The sequence below is a fragment of the Streptomyces cadmiisoli genome, from assembly GCF_003261055.1.
In the GTDB taxonomy this organism is placed as follows: Bacteria; Actinomycetota; Actinomycetes; order Streptomycetales; family Streptomycetaceae; genus Streptomyces; species Streptomyces cadmiisoli.
The window spans coordinates 8,521,996-8,536,488 of sequence record NZ_CP030073.1 but is presented as its reverse complement, the minus strand read 5'-3'; the positions used below and the strand labels follow the sequence as shown (position 1 = coordinate 8,536,488).

General features: G+C 68.2%; 11 protein-coding genes. 4 read left to right on the top strand and 7 right to left on the bottom strand.

The window, feature by feature from the left end; all coding sequences use genetic code 11:
- Window positions 1-215: 215 nt before the first annotated feature.
- Complete coding sequence (locus DN051_RS37540) at window positions 216-944, top strand: DsbA family oxidoreductase (RefSeq protein ID WP_112441265.1); 729 nt, start codon at window positions 216-218, stop codon at window positions 942-944.
- A 281-nt stretch (window positions 945-1,225) separates the two neighbouring features.
- On the opposite strand, the gene fabV is transcribed toward DN051_RS37540, so the two are convergent.
- Window positions 1,226-2,440: an enoyl-[acyl-carrier-protein] reductase FabV gene (fabV, locus tag DN051_RS37535; RefSeq protein ID WP_112441263.1), complete on the bottom strand. Its 1,215-nt coding sequence runs from the start codon at window positions 2,438-2,440 to the stop codon at window positions 1,226-1,228.
- 1,040 nt (window positions 2,441-3,480) lie between these two features.
- On the opposite strand from fabV, the gene DN051_RS37530 reads away from it, so the two are divergent.
- Window positions 3,481-4,467, top strand: coding sequence for an aldo/keto reductase (locus tag DN051_RS37530; RefSeq protein WP_246040740.1), 987 nt, complete (start codon window positions 3,481-3,483; stop codon window positions 4,465-4,467).
- 326 nt (window positions 4,468-4,793) lie between these two features.
- On the opposite strand, the gene DN051_RS37525 is transcribed toward DN051_RS37530, so the two are convergent.
- Complete coding sequence (locus DN051_RS37525) at window positions 4,794-5,438, bottom strand: MerR family transcriptional regulator (RefSeq protein WP_112441258.1); 645 nt, start codon at window positions 5,436-5,438, stop codon at window positions 4,794-4,796.
- A gap of 113 nt (window positions 5,439-5,551) precedes the next feature.
- On the opposite strand from DN051_RS37525, the gene DN051_RS37520 reads away from it, so the two are divergent.
- Both DN051_RS37520 and DN051_RS37515 read left to right on the top strand, forming a co-directional pair.
- The gene (locus DN051_RS37520) at window positions 5,552-6,055 is read left to right on the top strand and encodes a DUF4188 domain-containing protein (protein ID WP_112441256.1); all 504 of its coding nucleotides are present in this window, start codon (window positions 5,552-5,554) and stop codon (window positions 6,053-6,055) included.
- A gap of 74 nt (window positions 6,056-6,129) precedes the next feature.
- On the top strand, window positions 6,130-7,362 hold the full coding sequence (locus tag DN051_RS37515) for an alkene reductase (RefSeq protein WP_112441254.1): 1,233 nt from the start codon (window positions 6,130-6,132) through the stop codon (window positions 7,360-7,362).
- A gap of 245 nt (window positions 7,363-7,607) precedes the next feature.
- On the opposite strand, the gene DN051_RS37510 is transcribed toward DN051_RS37515, so the two are convergent.
- From DN051_RS37510 to DN051_RS37490, 5 genes are all read right to left on the bottom strand, one after another.
- A complete protein-coding gene (locus DN051_RS37510; RefSeq protein WP_112441252.1) occupies window positions 7,608-8,921 on the bottom strand; it encodes an MFS transporter in 1,314 nt (437 codons plus the stop codon).
- A 3-nt stretch (window positions 8,922-8,924) separates the two neighbouring features.
- Window positions 8,925-10,532 carry a hydantoinase B/oxoprolinase family protein gene (locus DN051_RS37505; RefSeq protein ID WP_112441250.1) on the bottom strand — a complete coding sequence of 536 codons (1,608 nt, stop codon included), beginning with the start codon at window positions 10,530-10,532 and terminating at the stop codon, window positions 8,925-8,927.
- Between the two features lies 1 nt (window position 10,533).
- Window positions 10,534-12,540, bottom strand: coding sequence for a hydantoinase/oxoprolinase family protein (locus DN051_RS37500; RefSeq protein WP_112441248.1), 2,007 nt, complete (start codon window positions 12,538-12,540; stop codon window positions 10,534-10,536).
- Between the two features lie 27 nt (window positions 12,541-12,567).
- Window positions 12,568-13,155, bottom strand: a complete 588-nt coding sequence (locus tag DN051_RS37495) for a helix-turn-helix domain-containing protein (protein WP_053762151.1) — start codon at window positions 13,153-13,155, stop codon at window positions 12,568-12,570.
- Between the two features lie 539 nt (window positions 13,156-13,694).
- Window positions 13,695-14,348, bottom strand: a complete 654-nt coding sequence (locus DN051_RS37490) for a MerR family transcriptional regulator (RefSeq protein ID WP_112441246.1) — start codon at window positions 14,346-14,348, stop codon at window positions 13,695-13,697.
- Window positions 14,349-14,493 lie beyond the last annotated feature (145 nt).

Here is a 14,493-nt window from a genome sequence, read left to right as displayed (position 1 = left end):
GCCGAGCAGGTCGCTGATCGCCTCGCGTCCGTCGGGGCGCGGGGCGGCGGCGTCACGTGACACATGCGAGCCGACAGTGCCGAACGCGGCGGGCGTCCGCGGAATGAGACGGTTCACCTGCGCGTTGTGGGCGGGTGCGGAGAGTGGCTCCGCCCAGCAGAACAACCGGACGGACTCACTCTCCGACCGGAGCAGCGAAAACAGAGAGCGAAAACATGCGCGTCGAAATCTGGAGCGACATCGCCTGCCCCTGGTGCTACATCGGCAAGGCCCGCTTCGAGAAGGGCCTGGCGGCGTTCGCCCACGGCAACGAGGTCGAGGTGGTCCACCGATCCTTCGAGCTCGACCCCAACCTCGCCAAGGGCAGCACCGCCCCCGTGCTCGAAGCGGTTGCGAAGAAGTACGGCCGCACGCTCGACGATGCCCGAACCATGGAGGAGCACGCGGCCTCCACCGCGCGCGCCGAAGGGCTCGGCTACCTGATCGACCGCGACCTCGGCAACACCTTCGACATCCACCGCCTGCTGCACCTCGCCCGTGCGCGCGGCCGACACTCCGAGCTCCTGAACCTCGCCTACCGGGCCAACTTCGCCGAGGAGCGGTCCGTCTACGACCACGAAGTGCTGGTGCAGATCGCTGTCGAGGCAGGACTGGACGAGTCGGAGACGCGCGCGGTACTCGCCGACGAGAGCGCCTACGCCGACGAGGTGCGGGCGGACGAGCTGGAGGCCGCTCAGCTCGGCGCCCGCTCCGTGCCGTTCTTCGTCATCGACCGCCGCTACGGCGTCTCCGGCGGCCAGCGCCCCGAGGTCTTCACCCAGGCGCTCGAGCAGGCGTGGCAGGAACAGGAACGCACGATCGTCCCGGTCGGTATGAGCGAGGGCGACGCGGACACGGCGGCTTGCGGGCCCGATGGCGCCTGCGCGGTCCCGTCCCGCGATTGACGGACACGGGCCCGGGCCCGGGAGGCGCTCCCGGGCCCGTTTCCGGGCGCACTGTGCAACGTCAGGCCGACCGGTGGGCAAGGAATGCGGACCTTGGGTCCGTGCCGAGAACACCTACCGGCACAACTTCCTGCGTGTCGCCGGCAGATGAGCGCGCACTCGAGAGTCCGGAACGCGCATTCAACGTCCGCTACGAGGAAGTGGCCCGACCCTCCTCGTTCGTCCAGCACCACATCAACGTGCTCAGTCGGAGCGTTCCGCACGGCAGTTTGGTGCTGCGGTCAGGGTGTGGAAGCGGGCCAGGGAACGTCGGTGGCCACTGCGGCCGTGTAGTCGACGCCCGGCACAGAGAATCCGTACAGGCGTTGGACTTCGGCGTGGAACCAGTCGAGGTCGGCCAGACCGGTGATCGTGTCGGTCGTGGCGGCCTCCCAGCGTTTGGCCACGGCCGCCTGGACATCGTCAGTGAGTTCCCAAGTGTCCAAGCGGATCCGGCCTTCATCGTCCAGGGCGAGCGGGACGGCCCCGGTGAGCTGGTCCCACAGGGCGGCGAGCTGATGCACCGGCGGAACCAGGTCCTCTCCCAGGACGCCACGCAGCAGGCCGGTGTACAGGGCGATGCCGGGAATGGCGGTGGAGGACTGGGTGACGGCGGCGCCGTTGACGGACGTCACGGCCCGCCCGCCCACCGTCTTTTCGAGCCGCTCGTTCAGTGTGCGGGCAGTGGCCTCCAGGTGGGCCTTGGCCGCGCCGATGGTGCCCTGCCGGTAGATCGCCGCCGTCAGTGGCGATCCGATGTACGACAGCGCGGCGGTGGCGAAGCCCTCGCCGAGCAGTCCCCGACCGGCCAGGTGGTTGATCCAGCGTTCCCAGTCGGCACCGCCCATCACGGCCACCGTCTGCTCGACATCATCGCCCTCGGCCGGCCCGGTCTCGACTTCGCGCACCTCGGGAATGCCCTGATCGTCGAAAACAAGGGTCTTGGTGCGGTTCGCCCGGCCGATCGGCTTGAGGACGGAGGCGTACGTTGCGCCGGTGTCCGGATCGGTACGCCGGGGCGCGGCCACCGAGTAGATCAGGTAGTCCAACCTGCCGCCGAAACGCTGCTCGATGAGGTTGGCGACCTGCCTCTTCATCCCGTCGGAGAAGGCGTCACCGTTGAGGAAGACCAGATCCCGCCCGGCGGTACGTGCGATGTCGGCGGTAGCGACGGTGCGGTACCACCCGGCCGTAGCGGTACGGCGTTCGGTGGGGGCCTTCTCGAAGGAGACCATGATCCCGCGGATGCCGGCACGCTTGAGTCCGGCGACAGTGGCCGCCAGGCCATATCCCGCCGAGGAGCCGATGATCAGAGCCACCGGCCCGCCCCTCTGCGGCATGTTGGCAGCGTCGGGGCATGCGTCCCACATGTCGGCCACCAGCCGCTCACAGCCCGCCGGGTGGGAGTCGAGGAAGAGGAATCCCCGGTTGCGGGGGATGAGAACGCGCTCGCTCACGATTGCAGTCCTTGGGTCGACCGGGCGGAAGACGCGGCACCCAGCCGGGCCACCGCGTCCTGCAAGTCTGCGACAGGACGGACACGGACAGTGGCCCCATCGGAGACAAGGATCATGAGTCGATCTTGGAGTGTTCCACGACTTCCGGCCGAGCAGGACACGGCAGCGACCGGGTTCAGCATGACCGTCCGGCACTGCATCCAGAAGATCACAAAACGCAAGCGACACCTGATCACGAACGAGCCCGGTTTCGTGCCGATCGTCCTCGTCGCCGCTTCCACGTGCACATCGCCGTCGGCGGCAGGCTGCGATTCGACGGCGTGTCCGCGGCCGCTTCCCGTGTGGCCAAGGTCCGGGCTGACGGCGGTCACCGAACCGGGCGGCTCCCGTTCCCTCGGTCGCCTGTCGGCAGGGTCGTGCGTAGCATCTATGTATGGCCGAGGGCCCAGCTGGTCTCGGGTGTGGGGTGGAGCTGGTGGGCCGGCTCCGCACAGTCGATCTGCCCGAATTCACGCGCGGGAGTGTGAGCCGCCCACTGGTGCCGGGCGGCGACTGCGGGACCGACAGGACCCCGGACCCTGAGAAGCCACGCCCTCGGTTCGGCGTATTGGTGGCAGCGTTGCTGCGTCAGCTGATCGTCGACTCGGGTTCGGTGTCAGTACGGGGCCCGTGCTCCCTGCCTCAACGCAGGAGTGTCCACCGCGAGGGCGTGTTCGTGTGACCCGCCCAACGCGGAAGGACAACTCGAACCGTGCAAGCCGCCCTGGCTGCAGAAGTCGGCTTCCCATAGCAGCGGCACGCGCCTCGCCGAGCCCCACCGACTGATCCGACGGCCCGGCTCACACCGAGACTCGCGGGCCTGTCGTCTTCAGCGTCATCTCGCGCACATGCGGACCCGAGAAGTGACGCTGTCCCGCCTGTCAGCCGCAAGACCCCACAGCGGTCGCGCAACCCGTGGAACACACAGGAGGACACTGGCAATGCGTTACAGGAAACTAGGACGTTCCGGTCTGCGGGTATCCGAACTTGCGCTGGGGACCATGACCTTCGGCGGCAAGGACGTCTTCGGCAACGTAGGCGCCACTGACGTGGCTGGAGCCAAGCGTCAGATCGACATGAGTGTCGACGCGGGAGTGAACCTGATCGACACCGCCAACATGTACTCCGGTGGCGCTGCCGAGGAGATCCTCGGGCAGGCGATCGCTGGACGACGCGATCAATTGCTCATCTCGTCAAAAGTACGTCTGCCCATGGGGGACGGACCAAATGAGGAGGGCCTGTCCAGACATCACATCCTGCGTCAGGTCGAAGGGAGCCTGCGCCGGCTGGGTACGGACTACTTGGACGTCTACCACGTGCACCAGTGGGACGGACTGACCCCCCTGGAAGAAACCATGCAGACGCTCGACACCCTCGTGCGTTCGGGCAAGGTCCGCTACCTCGGTGTCTCCAACTACTCGGGCTGGCAGCTGATGAAGGCTCTCGCCGTCGCCGATCTCCACGGATACGAGCGGTTTGTCAGCAATCAGATCTACTATTCGCTGGAGTCACGCGACGCCGAGTACGAACTTGTGCCTGTCTCCCTCGACCAAGGGCTGGGCATCATGGTCTGGAGTCCCCTGGCTGGTGGCCTGCTGACGGGCAAGTACCGGCGGGATCAGCAACCTGGCGACGGTCGGCATCTCACCGAGTGGTCCGAGCCTCCCGTCCGTGACGAGGACAAGCTCTATGACACGATCGACGTGATCGTCGACATCGCCTCCGTGCACGGCAGTTCACCCGCCCAGGTGTCTCTCGCCTACCTCCTGGCCAAGCCGGGTGTGACCACGGTCATCGTCGGCGCAAGAAGAGACGAGCAGCTTGCCGACAACCTGGGCGCAGTCAATGTCGCTTTGACGCAGGAAGACATCGACCGCCTGGACAAGGTCAGCGCACCGGACTTGATCTACCCCCACTGGCATCAGTCACTGCTGGTTTCATCCCGGTTCAGCGAACCGGATCTGGCGTGGCACCGTCCGGTCCGGTAGGTCCGCACCAGCGAGGCCGGCCGCGGGCACGAGCCGCTCCACTCGTAAGGGCGCCCACGCCTGGACGGACCAAGTGGTCCTGACCTCAGACAGGTCACAGCGACGACCGGCCGGGTTACCGCAATCGTTGGAGCCTGGACTTCTTATCGTCGTCCGCGGTGCACTCAAGTGCCGCCACTACCCGTAAGCGGGGACGCGGCGGCACTCGTCGTGTCGCTTGCAGACCAGGGCGCGTACCCGGACACGGTCGTCGATCGGGTTGAAGTCACGACGGATCTCCCGCGGGAGCCGGCCTGAGCCCGAACCTGCCGGTCACCACCCCGCTCTCATCCTGCGCCGAAGCGAGTCCGGGACCCCTCGATGTCGGCGAGACGACGCAGGCTCAGCAACACGGGTTCGTAGAGCACTGTGAGTGTCACGGCTGCGGCTGCCTGCTCCAGCGGGGTGCTGTACGTCTCGACCAGATCCAGGTCGAGGGCAGCCTGCTGGGCCGCGAGCCGGGCATAGGGCGCCAGGTGTCGCACGCTGCCGGGGTATCCGAGGTGGATCAGCGTGGCCACCGCCGTGACCAGCATTGTGTACGCGGGAGGAGGGTTGTCCTCCTCTCCGCCGTGTTTCCAGCCGAGAACAGCGATCAGTGCATCCACTTCACGGCGGGCGACGGCGGTCGCCGGGTCGCTCTCGTCGGGCTCGGGGCCGTGCGGCAGGGCAAAGGTGGCGGCGCCGAGCCGCCCGTGCTGGTCGAGCGAATCGTCCTCCACTGCCGCAAGCACCTCCCGCGCATTGGCCACGGGGACCTTGCCGATCTGGATCAGCGCTCGGATGAACTGCAGCCGCCAGAGGTGTTCCTCACCGTATTCGGCCTGGGTGGTCGTCACGGGGCGGCCGGGCGGCAGCAGGCCCTCGCGCAGGTAGTACTTGATCGTGTGCGTCGCCACACCGCTGCGCTTGCTCAGCTCGGCCAGTCGCATCTTGCACCCCTCTATGGATAGCGTTACTATCCCTTAAGGATAGTGGCACTACCCAACACGTGTCCACCAGGCGTTGACGGCCGGCACTCGACACGGAAGACCAAAGGAGAGTCATGTCCCCACAGGTGATCCGCGGCCGCAACACCGCTGCCGCGGACGGCGATCTCGTCGTCTTTCACATCGGTATCCGCATCAACCGCTTCAGGGCGGTACGCAACTGGTTCCCCGCCTTCGCCGCAATGCCGCGCATGCTGCGCGAACTGTCCCAGGACAAGAGCAGCGGACTCCTCGGCCACAAGGTGCTCTACGGCGGCCCCCGGGACTTCTACGTCGTCCAGTACTGGGCGTCGAAGGAGCACCTGATGGCCTACGCCTATGAGCAGGACAAGGAACACCGGCCCGCCTGGGCGGCCTTCAACCGTCGCGCACGGGCAGGCAAGGGCCACGTGGGCATCTGGCACGAGACGTTCATCGTCCCGGCCGGCTCCTATGAGTCCGTCTACGTCGACATGCCCGCATACGGCCTCGCCGCTGCGACCGGCGTCATTCCGGTCGGCCGCCGCGGAGACACGGCAGCCCAGCGACTCAAGGCCGGCAAGCCGGCCGCCTCGTCCTGAGCCGTCGCCCCGCGATTTCATGTTGCCACCACTGCATGACCCTGCGTAATCACCTTTATCCCGGAGAGATCCACATGTACGACACTCCCCTGTTCACCCCTGTCCAGCTCGGCGCCCTTGCGCTGTCCAACCGCTTCGTCATGCCGCCCATGACCCGCAGCCGCGCCCTGCCCGACGGCAGCCCCGGCCCCTCTGCACAGCTCTACTACACCCAGCGCGCTTCGGCCGGACTGATCATTACCGAAGGCACTGTCGTCTCTGCCGAGGGCGTCGGAGGCCCCGGGATCCCGGGGCTGTGGAGCGATGCGCAGGTCCAGGGCTGGAGGCGCATCACCGACGCGGTGCACGAGGCCGGCAGCACCATCGTCACGCAGCTGTGGCACACCGGCCGTGCCTCGCACCCCGTCTTCCAGCCCGACGGCAGGACTCCCGTAGGCCCCTCTCCCATCGCCATCGACGGCCTCATCTTCACCGACGACGGCCGCGTGCCCTTCGTCACTCCCCGGCCGCTGGAGATCGACGAGATCCAGGCGATCGTCGCCCAGTTCGCCGAGGCCGGCCGCAACGCCCTGGCCGCCGGATTCGACGGCGTGGAAGTACACGCGGCCAACGGCTACCTGATCGACCAGTTCCTCCAGGACAGCGCCAACCAGCGCACCGACCGCTACGGCGGCAGCATCGAGAACCGCGCACGCCTGCTGCTGGAAGTGGTCGACGCACTGATCGAGACGGTGGGCGCCGAACGCATCGGCGTTCGCATCTCACCGAGCAGCGTCTTCCAGGACATGACCGACTCCGATCCGGAAGCCCTGTTCGGCTACGTCCTGGATGCGCTCGGCACTCGCGACCTCGCCTACCTTCACCTGGTGGAGCCCGGCATCATCGGCAACGACGACTCCACGGTGGGGCAGCGGCCGGCCGACAACATCGACAGCACCTGGGTCCGTAAGCGCTACCAGGGAAGCCTGATCGCAACCGGCGGGTACGAGCGCGAGACGGCCTTGCATTCCATCGCTAACGACACTGTCGATGCCGTGGGCTTCGGACGCGACTTCATCGCCAACCCGGATCTGCCCGAGCGGCTGGCCCGCAACGCCGAGGTGCGCGAGGCGCAGCGGCCCACCTTCTTCGGCGGTGACGACCGCGGCTACCTCGACTACCCCTCCCTGGAGGCCGAGCGCCTCCTGGCCGCACTGCGCGCGGGGCAGCTCGAACCGGTCCCCGGTGTGGAGTTGAACTCCGACACATCGCTGGACGAGTGGCACCTCGCCTGGGCCCAGGACCAGCACCGGGCCGCCACGGACTGACGTCTCTCCGCTCCTCGGACCACAGGCAGCGGAAGCGGCACCCGCCGTCCCCGGCCGAACTCCTCGGCCTCGTCACCGCTGCCGGCCACAGCGAACGGTCCGCGGTTCAGAACCGATTCGACGCAGTCACACCAGTGGCCTTCCGCCTCGGCCGGGGAGCCGGGCGGAAGGCCACCTGCGTCGGTTCCGTTCATCTGCCGCGCCGGCCCCTGCTCGGGACGGAGGCAGAATGGTCGCGGAAGGTGTCACACAGCCAGCTTGGCGGTCCTGTCGTCGGGTGCCGGCTGCACCGATTCACGCCTGGGCAGGGCCACACACGCCAGCGCCGTGAGCAGCGACACCACGGCGGTGAACACCGCCACGGGCCAGGAGGAGCCGTTGATCGACAGCAGGTAGGTCGCGATCACGGGCCCGAAGCCACCGCCGACCGCGGCGGCCAGGTGGTAGCAGAGGCTGCTGCCGGTGTAGCGGACCTCCTTGGAGAACAGTTCCGCCACCTCACCGGCGAGCACACCGTAGGCGGTGCCGACGAACACCATCGCGCCGCCGACGGCGACGTAGAGCAGTGCGGGCTGCCGGGTGTGCATCAGGGCGAAGGCGGGACCCGACCACACGAGCAGGGCGTATGCCGACCACACGGCCACCCGGCGTGCGGTGATGCGCCGCGCCGCCAGCACACCCACGTAGATGAAGACTCCTTCGACGACTGCCGCGATGATGTTCGAGGGGAGCGCGATCGAGGCCGGCATGTCGAGCGTCTCGGTGGCGTAGGTCAGGACGAACGAGGTGAACAGGTAGTAGGTGAGGAAGACGCCGGAGAAGGCGAACGTGCCGATCACGACCTGGCGGAACTCCTCGCGCAGCACGCGCAGGAAGGGAACACGGGCCTGGTCCTGGCGTTCGGCCGTCTTCGTGTACTCCGCCGTCTCGGCCAGCCGCACCCGGATGAAGAGGCCCAGCGGAACGAGAAGCGCGGAAGCCAGGAACGGAATCCGCCACGCCCAGCTGTGAAGCTGTTCGGTGTCCACGGTTCTGCTGAGCGCCGTGAAGACGAGGGTCGCGACGAGCAGGCCTCCAGGACTGCCGAACTGAGCGAAGGAGCCGTAGAGCGTCTTCTTCCGCTCGGGAGCGTTCTCGGTGGCGATCAGTACGGCACCCGCCCATTCCCCGCCCACCGCGAGCCCCTGTATCAGGCGCAGAACGATCAGCAAGATCGGTGCGGCGACACCGATGGTGGCGTAGGTGGGGAGCAGGCCGATGAGGAAGGTCGCGCCTCCCATCAGCAGAAGCGTCACGACCAGGGTGCTCTTGCGGCCGAACCGGTCGCCGAAGTGCCCGAAGAGGACGGCGCCCACGGGGCGGACGAAGAAGCCGACCGCCAGTGTCATGAAGGCCAGCAGGCTGCCGACCAGCGGATCACTCGAGGGGAAGAAGACATCGTTGAAGACCAGCGCTGTGGCGATGCCGTAGATGAAGTAGTCGTACCACTCGATCGCGGTTCCGATGAACGACGCCGCCGCAGGAGAAGCGGGCGTGGCAGATGTTCCTGTGGTGCTCATGAGTCACCTCTCGCCGGGCCGGTTGTGTCTCTGCGCCGTTCCGTAGCCGCCACCGCCGCCGGTGCGGATCGTGATCCTGTCCCCGCGGTTCAGAACCTCCTGGTAGATGCAGTCCAGTTCCTCGACGGTGCCGTCCGCCCGCCGGATCGTGAAGCTGCCGGTGCCACCGTCGGCGCCGCCCTTGATGCCCGCGGGCCCGGCCGTGTGCCGGTCGGCGTACCCCGCTACCGAGACGTCGTCGACCGTGGCGACGTAGGTGCGGACGATGCCTCTTCCGCCGGAAGTGGTGCCGGCGCCCCCGGAGTCCTCGGCGAGCGCGTACTCCTCGATCCGGAAGTGGTCGTAGTCCGTCTCCAGAGCTTCCACCGGGGCGTTGGCGCAGTTGGAGATCGGGTTGTCGAGGGCGTCCGGTCCGTCGTGCTCGGCGCACGCGCCCCAGCCGCCGCCCAGGATCTCCAACGACACCTGGTACTTGTCGAACCCGCGCTTGCTGACGGCGATGGCGGTAGTCGTGTCGAATCCCGTTGCCACGGCGCGGTGCGGCACCGCCTGACCGAGCGCACGGACCACCGCGTTGAACACCCGCGACGCCGGGGTCAGCCGCGCGCGCACGGCGGCCGGCGGCCGAGGGTTCAGCACGGAGCCGTACGGGGCGGACACGGAGATCGGCCTGTTGCAGCCCTCGTTGAAACCGATGTCGGGCGATTCGAGCATGCAGCGCACCGCCGACTGGACGGCTGACACCGTCGAGGCGAAGGGGCAGTTGACGTTGCCGAGGATCTGTGCCGAACTGCCGTCGAAGTCGACGGCGATCTCCGAGCCGGAGACGGTCACCTGGGCGACGACCTCAGCCGTGCCGGCGTCCCAGGGCGTGGCGTCGAAGGTCTCCACCGCGCGGTACACGCCGTCGGGGATCAGTTCGATGGCGGCCCGGACCCGCTTCTCCGCGTAGTCCTTCACATCCGACATCGCCTGGAGCACCTCGTCGCGTCCTTGGCGGCGGACCAGCTCCGTCAGACGCCGCGCGGCGGTGTCGCTCGCGGCGAACTGGGCCTGGAGGTCACCGATGACCGCGTCGGGTACCCGCACGTTCGCCGCGATGATCTGGCGGACGAAACCTCGCGGGTCGTTGAAGTCCCGTGACACCGAGAACCGTGACAGCGGCAGCCGCAGACCCTCCTGGTACAGCTCGGTGGCATGCGCGGAGAGCCCTGCGTGCGAGCCGCCGATGTCGACGTGATGGGCGGTGGAGGCGCCGAAGGCGATCAGCTCACCGTCGACGAAGATGGGCGTCAGCAGGTAGATGTCCTGCAGGTGCTGGCCGCCGTGGTACGGGTCGTTCATCAGCAGCGCGTCGTCCTCGGTCAGCTCCGACAGGTCGACGTGCTGGGCGATGCCGCGCAGCGCCAGGGCGATGCCCGCGGTCATGATGGGGATGCACTCGGCCTGGGCCACGACCTCACCCCGGGCGTCGGTGAGGGCCACGGAGAAGTCGCGTGCCTCGCGCACGATGGAGGATATGGCGGAGCGGCGGAGATTGACCGCCATCTCGCGGCCGATGGCGTCCAGCCCGGTCTTGATGACACTCAGCTGGCTGGGGGCGAGATCCATGTCAGCTCCGTTCCAGGAGGAGGTTCGTGTGCTCGTCGACGTGTGCGAACCAGCCGGTCGGCACGAACGTCGTGGACGTCCCGTCCTCGATGACCGCGGGTCCCCGCTGCTTGGCACCGACGGCGAGACCTCGGCGTGAGCGGAACACGGCTTCGACGACGGTGCCCTTCTCGGTGATGGGCGAGGTGTGGACCGGAAGCTCCGTATCGATGTCCACCCGCGGCAGCACCAGTGGCGGGCGCGGGCGGGTCACAGCCAGCCGTACCGTGACCACCTGCACGGCGCGGGAGCTCTCCGCGTGCCCGTACCTACGGGCGTGCACCTCGTGGAAACCCTCCAGCAGCTGCCCGGTGCTGGTCCCGGTGCCGTGCGGCAGGTCGACGTGCATCTCGAAGCCCTGGCCCTCGTACCGCATGTCGGCCGAGAAGGAGAAGTCCGCGTCCTCCAGGGGAACTCCCTGGGCCTGGAGCTGATCGCGGGCCACGGCCCGCAACTGGGCCATGACCGGCCGCAGGCCCTCCTCCGGCAGCGCCGAGACGTCGCTCAGGAAAGTCTGGGAGAACTCCCTGCGGAAGCCCGCGGTGAGCAGGCCGTAAGCCGAGGCCAGACCGGCGTGCGGCGGGATGATCACACGGCTCATCCCGAGCTCCTCGGCGACGGTCGCCGCGTGCAGGGGGCCGGCGCCGCCGTACGCCACAAGGGTGTAGGACTTGACGTCGTAGCCACGTTCCGTGGTCGTGACCCTGATGGCGCCGGCCATGGCGATGCTGGTCAGCTGGTAGACGTCCTCGGCGGTCTGCTCGACGGAGCGGTCGAGCCGCTCGGCCAGCGGGCGCAGGGCTTCCCGGGCCGCCTCGGTGTGCAGGGTGTGGCGTCCGCCGAGGAACGTCTCAGGACGCAGCAGTCCCCGGACGGCGTTGGCGTCGGTGACGGTGGGTCGGGTACCGCCCTTGCCGTAGCACACCGGGCCGGGGTCGGCGCCCGCCGAGCGAGGGCCGACGGTGAGCAGGCCACCGCTGTCCACGTCGACGAGACTGCCGCCGCCGGCACCCACCGCCGTGATGTCGACCATCGGCACCCGCACCGGCAGGCCGTCGGCGGACACCTCGGTGGTCAGTTCGGGCCGGCCGTCGTGCACGACCGCGACGTCGGTGCTGGTGCCGCCCATGTCCATGGTGACGATGCTGGCGACACCGGCGTTCTCGGCGACCGCGATGGCGCCGGCCACTCCCGCGGCCGGTCCGGAACGCAGCATGCTCAGTGGGGCCGAGGCGGCCGCACGCGCCGGCACCATGCCACCGTTGGACTGCATCACGTGCAGTTCCCCGATGCCGAGTTCATGGGCCGACGCCTCCAGGTCCGACAGGTACTGGTGGATGCGCGGCCGCAGGAAGGCGTCGATCGTCGTGGTGGTGGTGCGTTCGTATTCGCGGAACTCCCGTGCGCAGGAACTCGAGAGCGAGACCACCAGTCCCGGGAACTCCGCCTCGGCCAGGACGGCGATCCGCTGCTCGTGCGCCGGATCGGCGTACGAGTGCAGCAGGCTGACCGCTACGGCGTCCACGCCCTGAGTCACGAGTCGGGCGAGCGCGGCACGCACACTGTCGTCGTCCAAGGGTTCGAGGACGGCGCCCGTGCGGTCGAGCCGTTCGGTCACCTCGGCGACCCATTCACGGGGCACCAGGGGCGCGGGTTTGCGGTAGGTGAGGTCGTACATGCTGGTGCGGTCCTGACGCTGGAGTTCCAGCACGTCGCGAAAGCCGCGGGTGACGATCAGGCCGACCCGTGCGCCGTTGCGTTCGATCAGCGCGTTCGTCGCCACGGTCGAGCCGTGCAGCAGCACGGCCTCGTCGCGCAGTTCGGCGGACAGGGCACGCAATCCGGTCGTCACGGCCTGGTCGGGGTGGGACGGTGTGGAGAAGACCTTGTCGGTCGCCCGGAGGACTCCATCGTCGTCCAGCACCACAAGATCAGTGAACGTTCCGCCGCATTCGACGCCGATGCGCATACGTTCTCCTTGCTGGTCACATGAGATTCAGTAGCTGGGTGGTGCTATGGCCCACAGGACGGTCGCGGTGTCGTTCGCGGCCTCGCGAACGCGGTGCGGTTCGCTGCTCAAGTAGGTGATCGAGTCGAGTGTTGCCAGGCGGTGCACGGTCTCGCCGACCGTCACTTCCACCTCGCCCGACACGACCAGGAGCAGTTCCTCGGACTCGCCGTGGCTGTAGGCCTCGACGCCCGTCGAGCCGCCTGCCTCGAAGACCCCGAGAAAGACCTCGAGGTGGTTGAACTGCTTCGGCGTCAGCCGGAGCTTGCGCCCGGAGACACCGAACGCGAAGCCCTGCTGGTCGGTGAACCGGCGTACCGCGGGCTTGTTCTCGGACGGGGTGAAGAGGTCTCCCACATCCAGCCCGAGTGCGGCGGCGACCTTCTGCAGGGTGGCGATGCTCCCCGAGTGGACACCTCTCTCGAGCTGCGACAGAAAGCCCTCCGACAGGCCCGCCGACTCCGCGACTTGACGCAGTGTCAGGCGGAGCGCGAGTCGCCGTTGCCGCAGTCGTGATCCCACGCTGTCGCTCTCGGGCTCATTCGCGGCGGCCGGTGTCGATGACGACTTGACCATGTGCCTCCGTTCGTTGCGGTGAACGTACAGAGGCTTGAGACTGTGCACAAGACGTCTGATGGTTAATCTCAGATCTCTGAGGTGTGTCGGGGGGACACATCAGCACAACGTGGTAGCCGCATGTGCAGCCCGAGTGCTACGCGTTGAGGAGAAGGAACCGCTCGTGGCGGCACCGGGCGGCGGCGAAGCCCGAGTGCTGGGCAGCGGCCTGCCCGGAAAGGCGTGCGTCGTCCGGTGACCCTCGACCCTGATGTCAGTCGTTCGCTGCCGTGGGTCCTGCCGACCGAGACGCCGAGTGAGAGCCGCGGCTGTCAACGCAGCAATGTATGAGCATCCGTCACGGCACAGGCCGGACAGGAGCGCGGTGCGGGCCACTCCACCACGGCCTCGTCCGCCTCGAGGGTCGCGAACCCCGGACCGACACCCGTCACGCCGGTCTTCCCGCGGGTGCCGTTACGACCGCCTTCACCAAGCCGGCAGCCCATGTCGCGGCCTTGTATTCGGCCGGCCGCCACCGGCCCCTGCTCAGTGATCCGACGTCACGCCGAATGATTCACGGCCTCGCGGCGCCGGGACTCCTCCACCTCGGCAAGCCGGCGCAGGCTCAGCAGTACGGGCTCGAGGAGCACCGTGAGTGCCACTGCGGCTCCTGCTTGCTCCAGCGGGGTGTCGTAGGCCTCGAGCAGATCCATGTCGTGGACGGCCTGTTGGGCGGCGAGCCGCGCGTACGGCTCCAGATGCCGCGCACTGCTGGGGTATCCGAGGCGGGTCAGGGCGGCCACCGCCGTGACGAGCGTCCAGTAAGCCGGAGCAGGGCCGTAATCCTCGATGTCACGGCGCCAGCCGACTTCGGCCATCAGACTGTCCACCTCACGGCGGGCGGTGGCGACGGCCGGGTCGTTCTCGTCGGGTGCCGGGCCGTGCGGCAGGGCGAAGGTGGCGGCGCCGAGACGCTGGTGGTGCGTGAGTGACTCGTCCTCCACCGCTGCGAGTACCTCCCGCGCGGCGGCCACCGGGACTTTGCCGATCTGGATCAGCGCCCGGACGAACCGCAGCCGGCGCAGATGATCCTCCCCGTACTCCGCCTGCGTGGCCGTGATCCGGCGGCCGGGCGGGAGCAGGCCTTCCCTCAGGTAGTACTTGATGGTGGCCGTCGTCACGCCGCTGCGTTCACTCAGTTCCGCCAGCCTCATGGCCCGGTTCCCTCCAATGGGTGGCGCCACTGTCCCGTCGCGCTCAGTACCACTGCCCACGGGCTGACCGAAGAGGCCTGACCGCGGAGCCTTCGCCGTGGACAACAGAGGTAAGCCATGATCGCACAAGTGGCTGCACGCCATA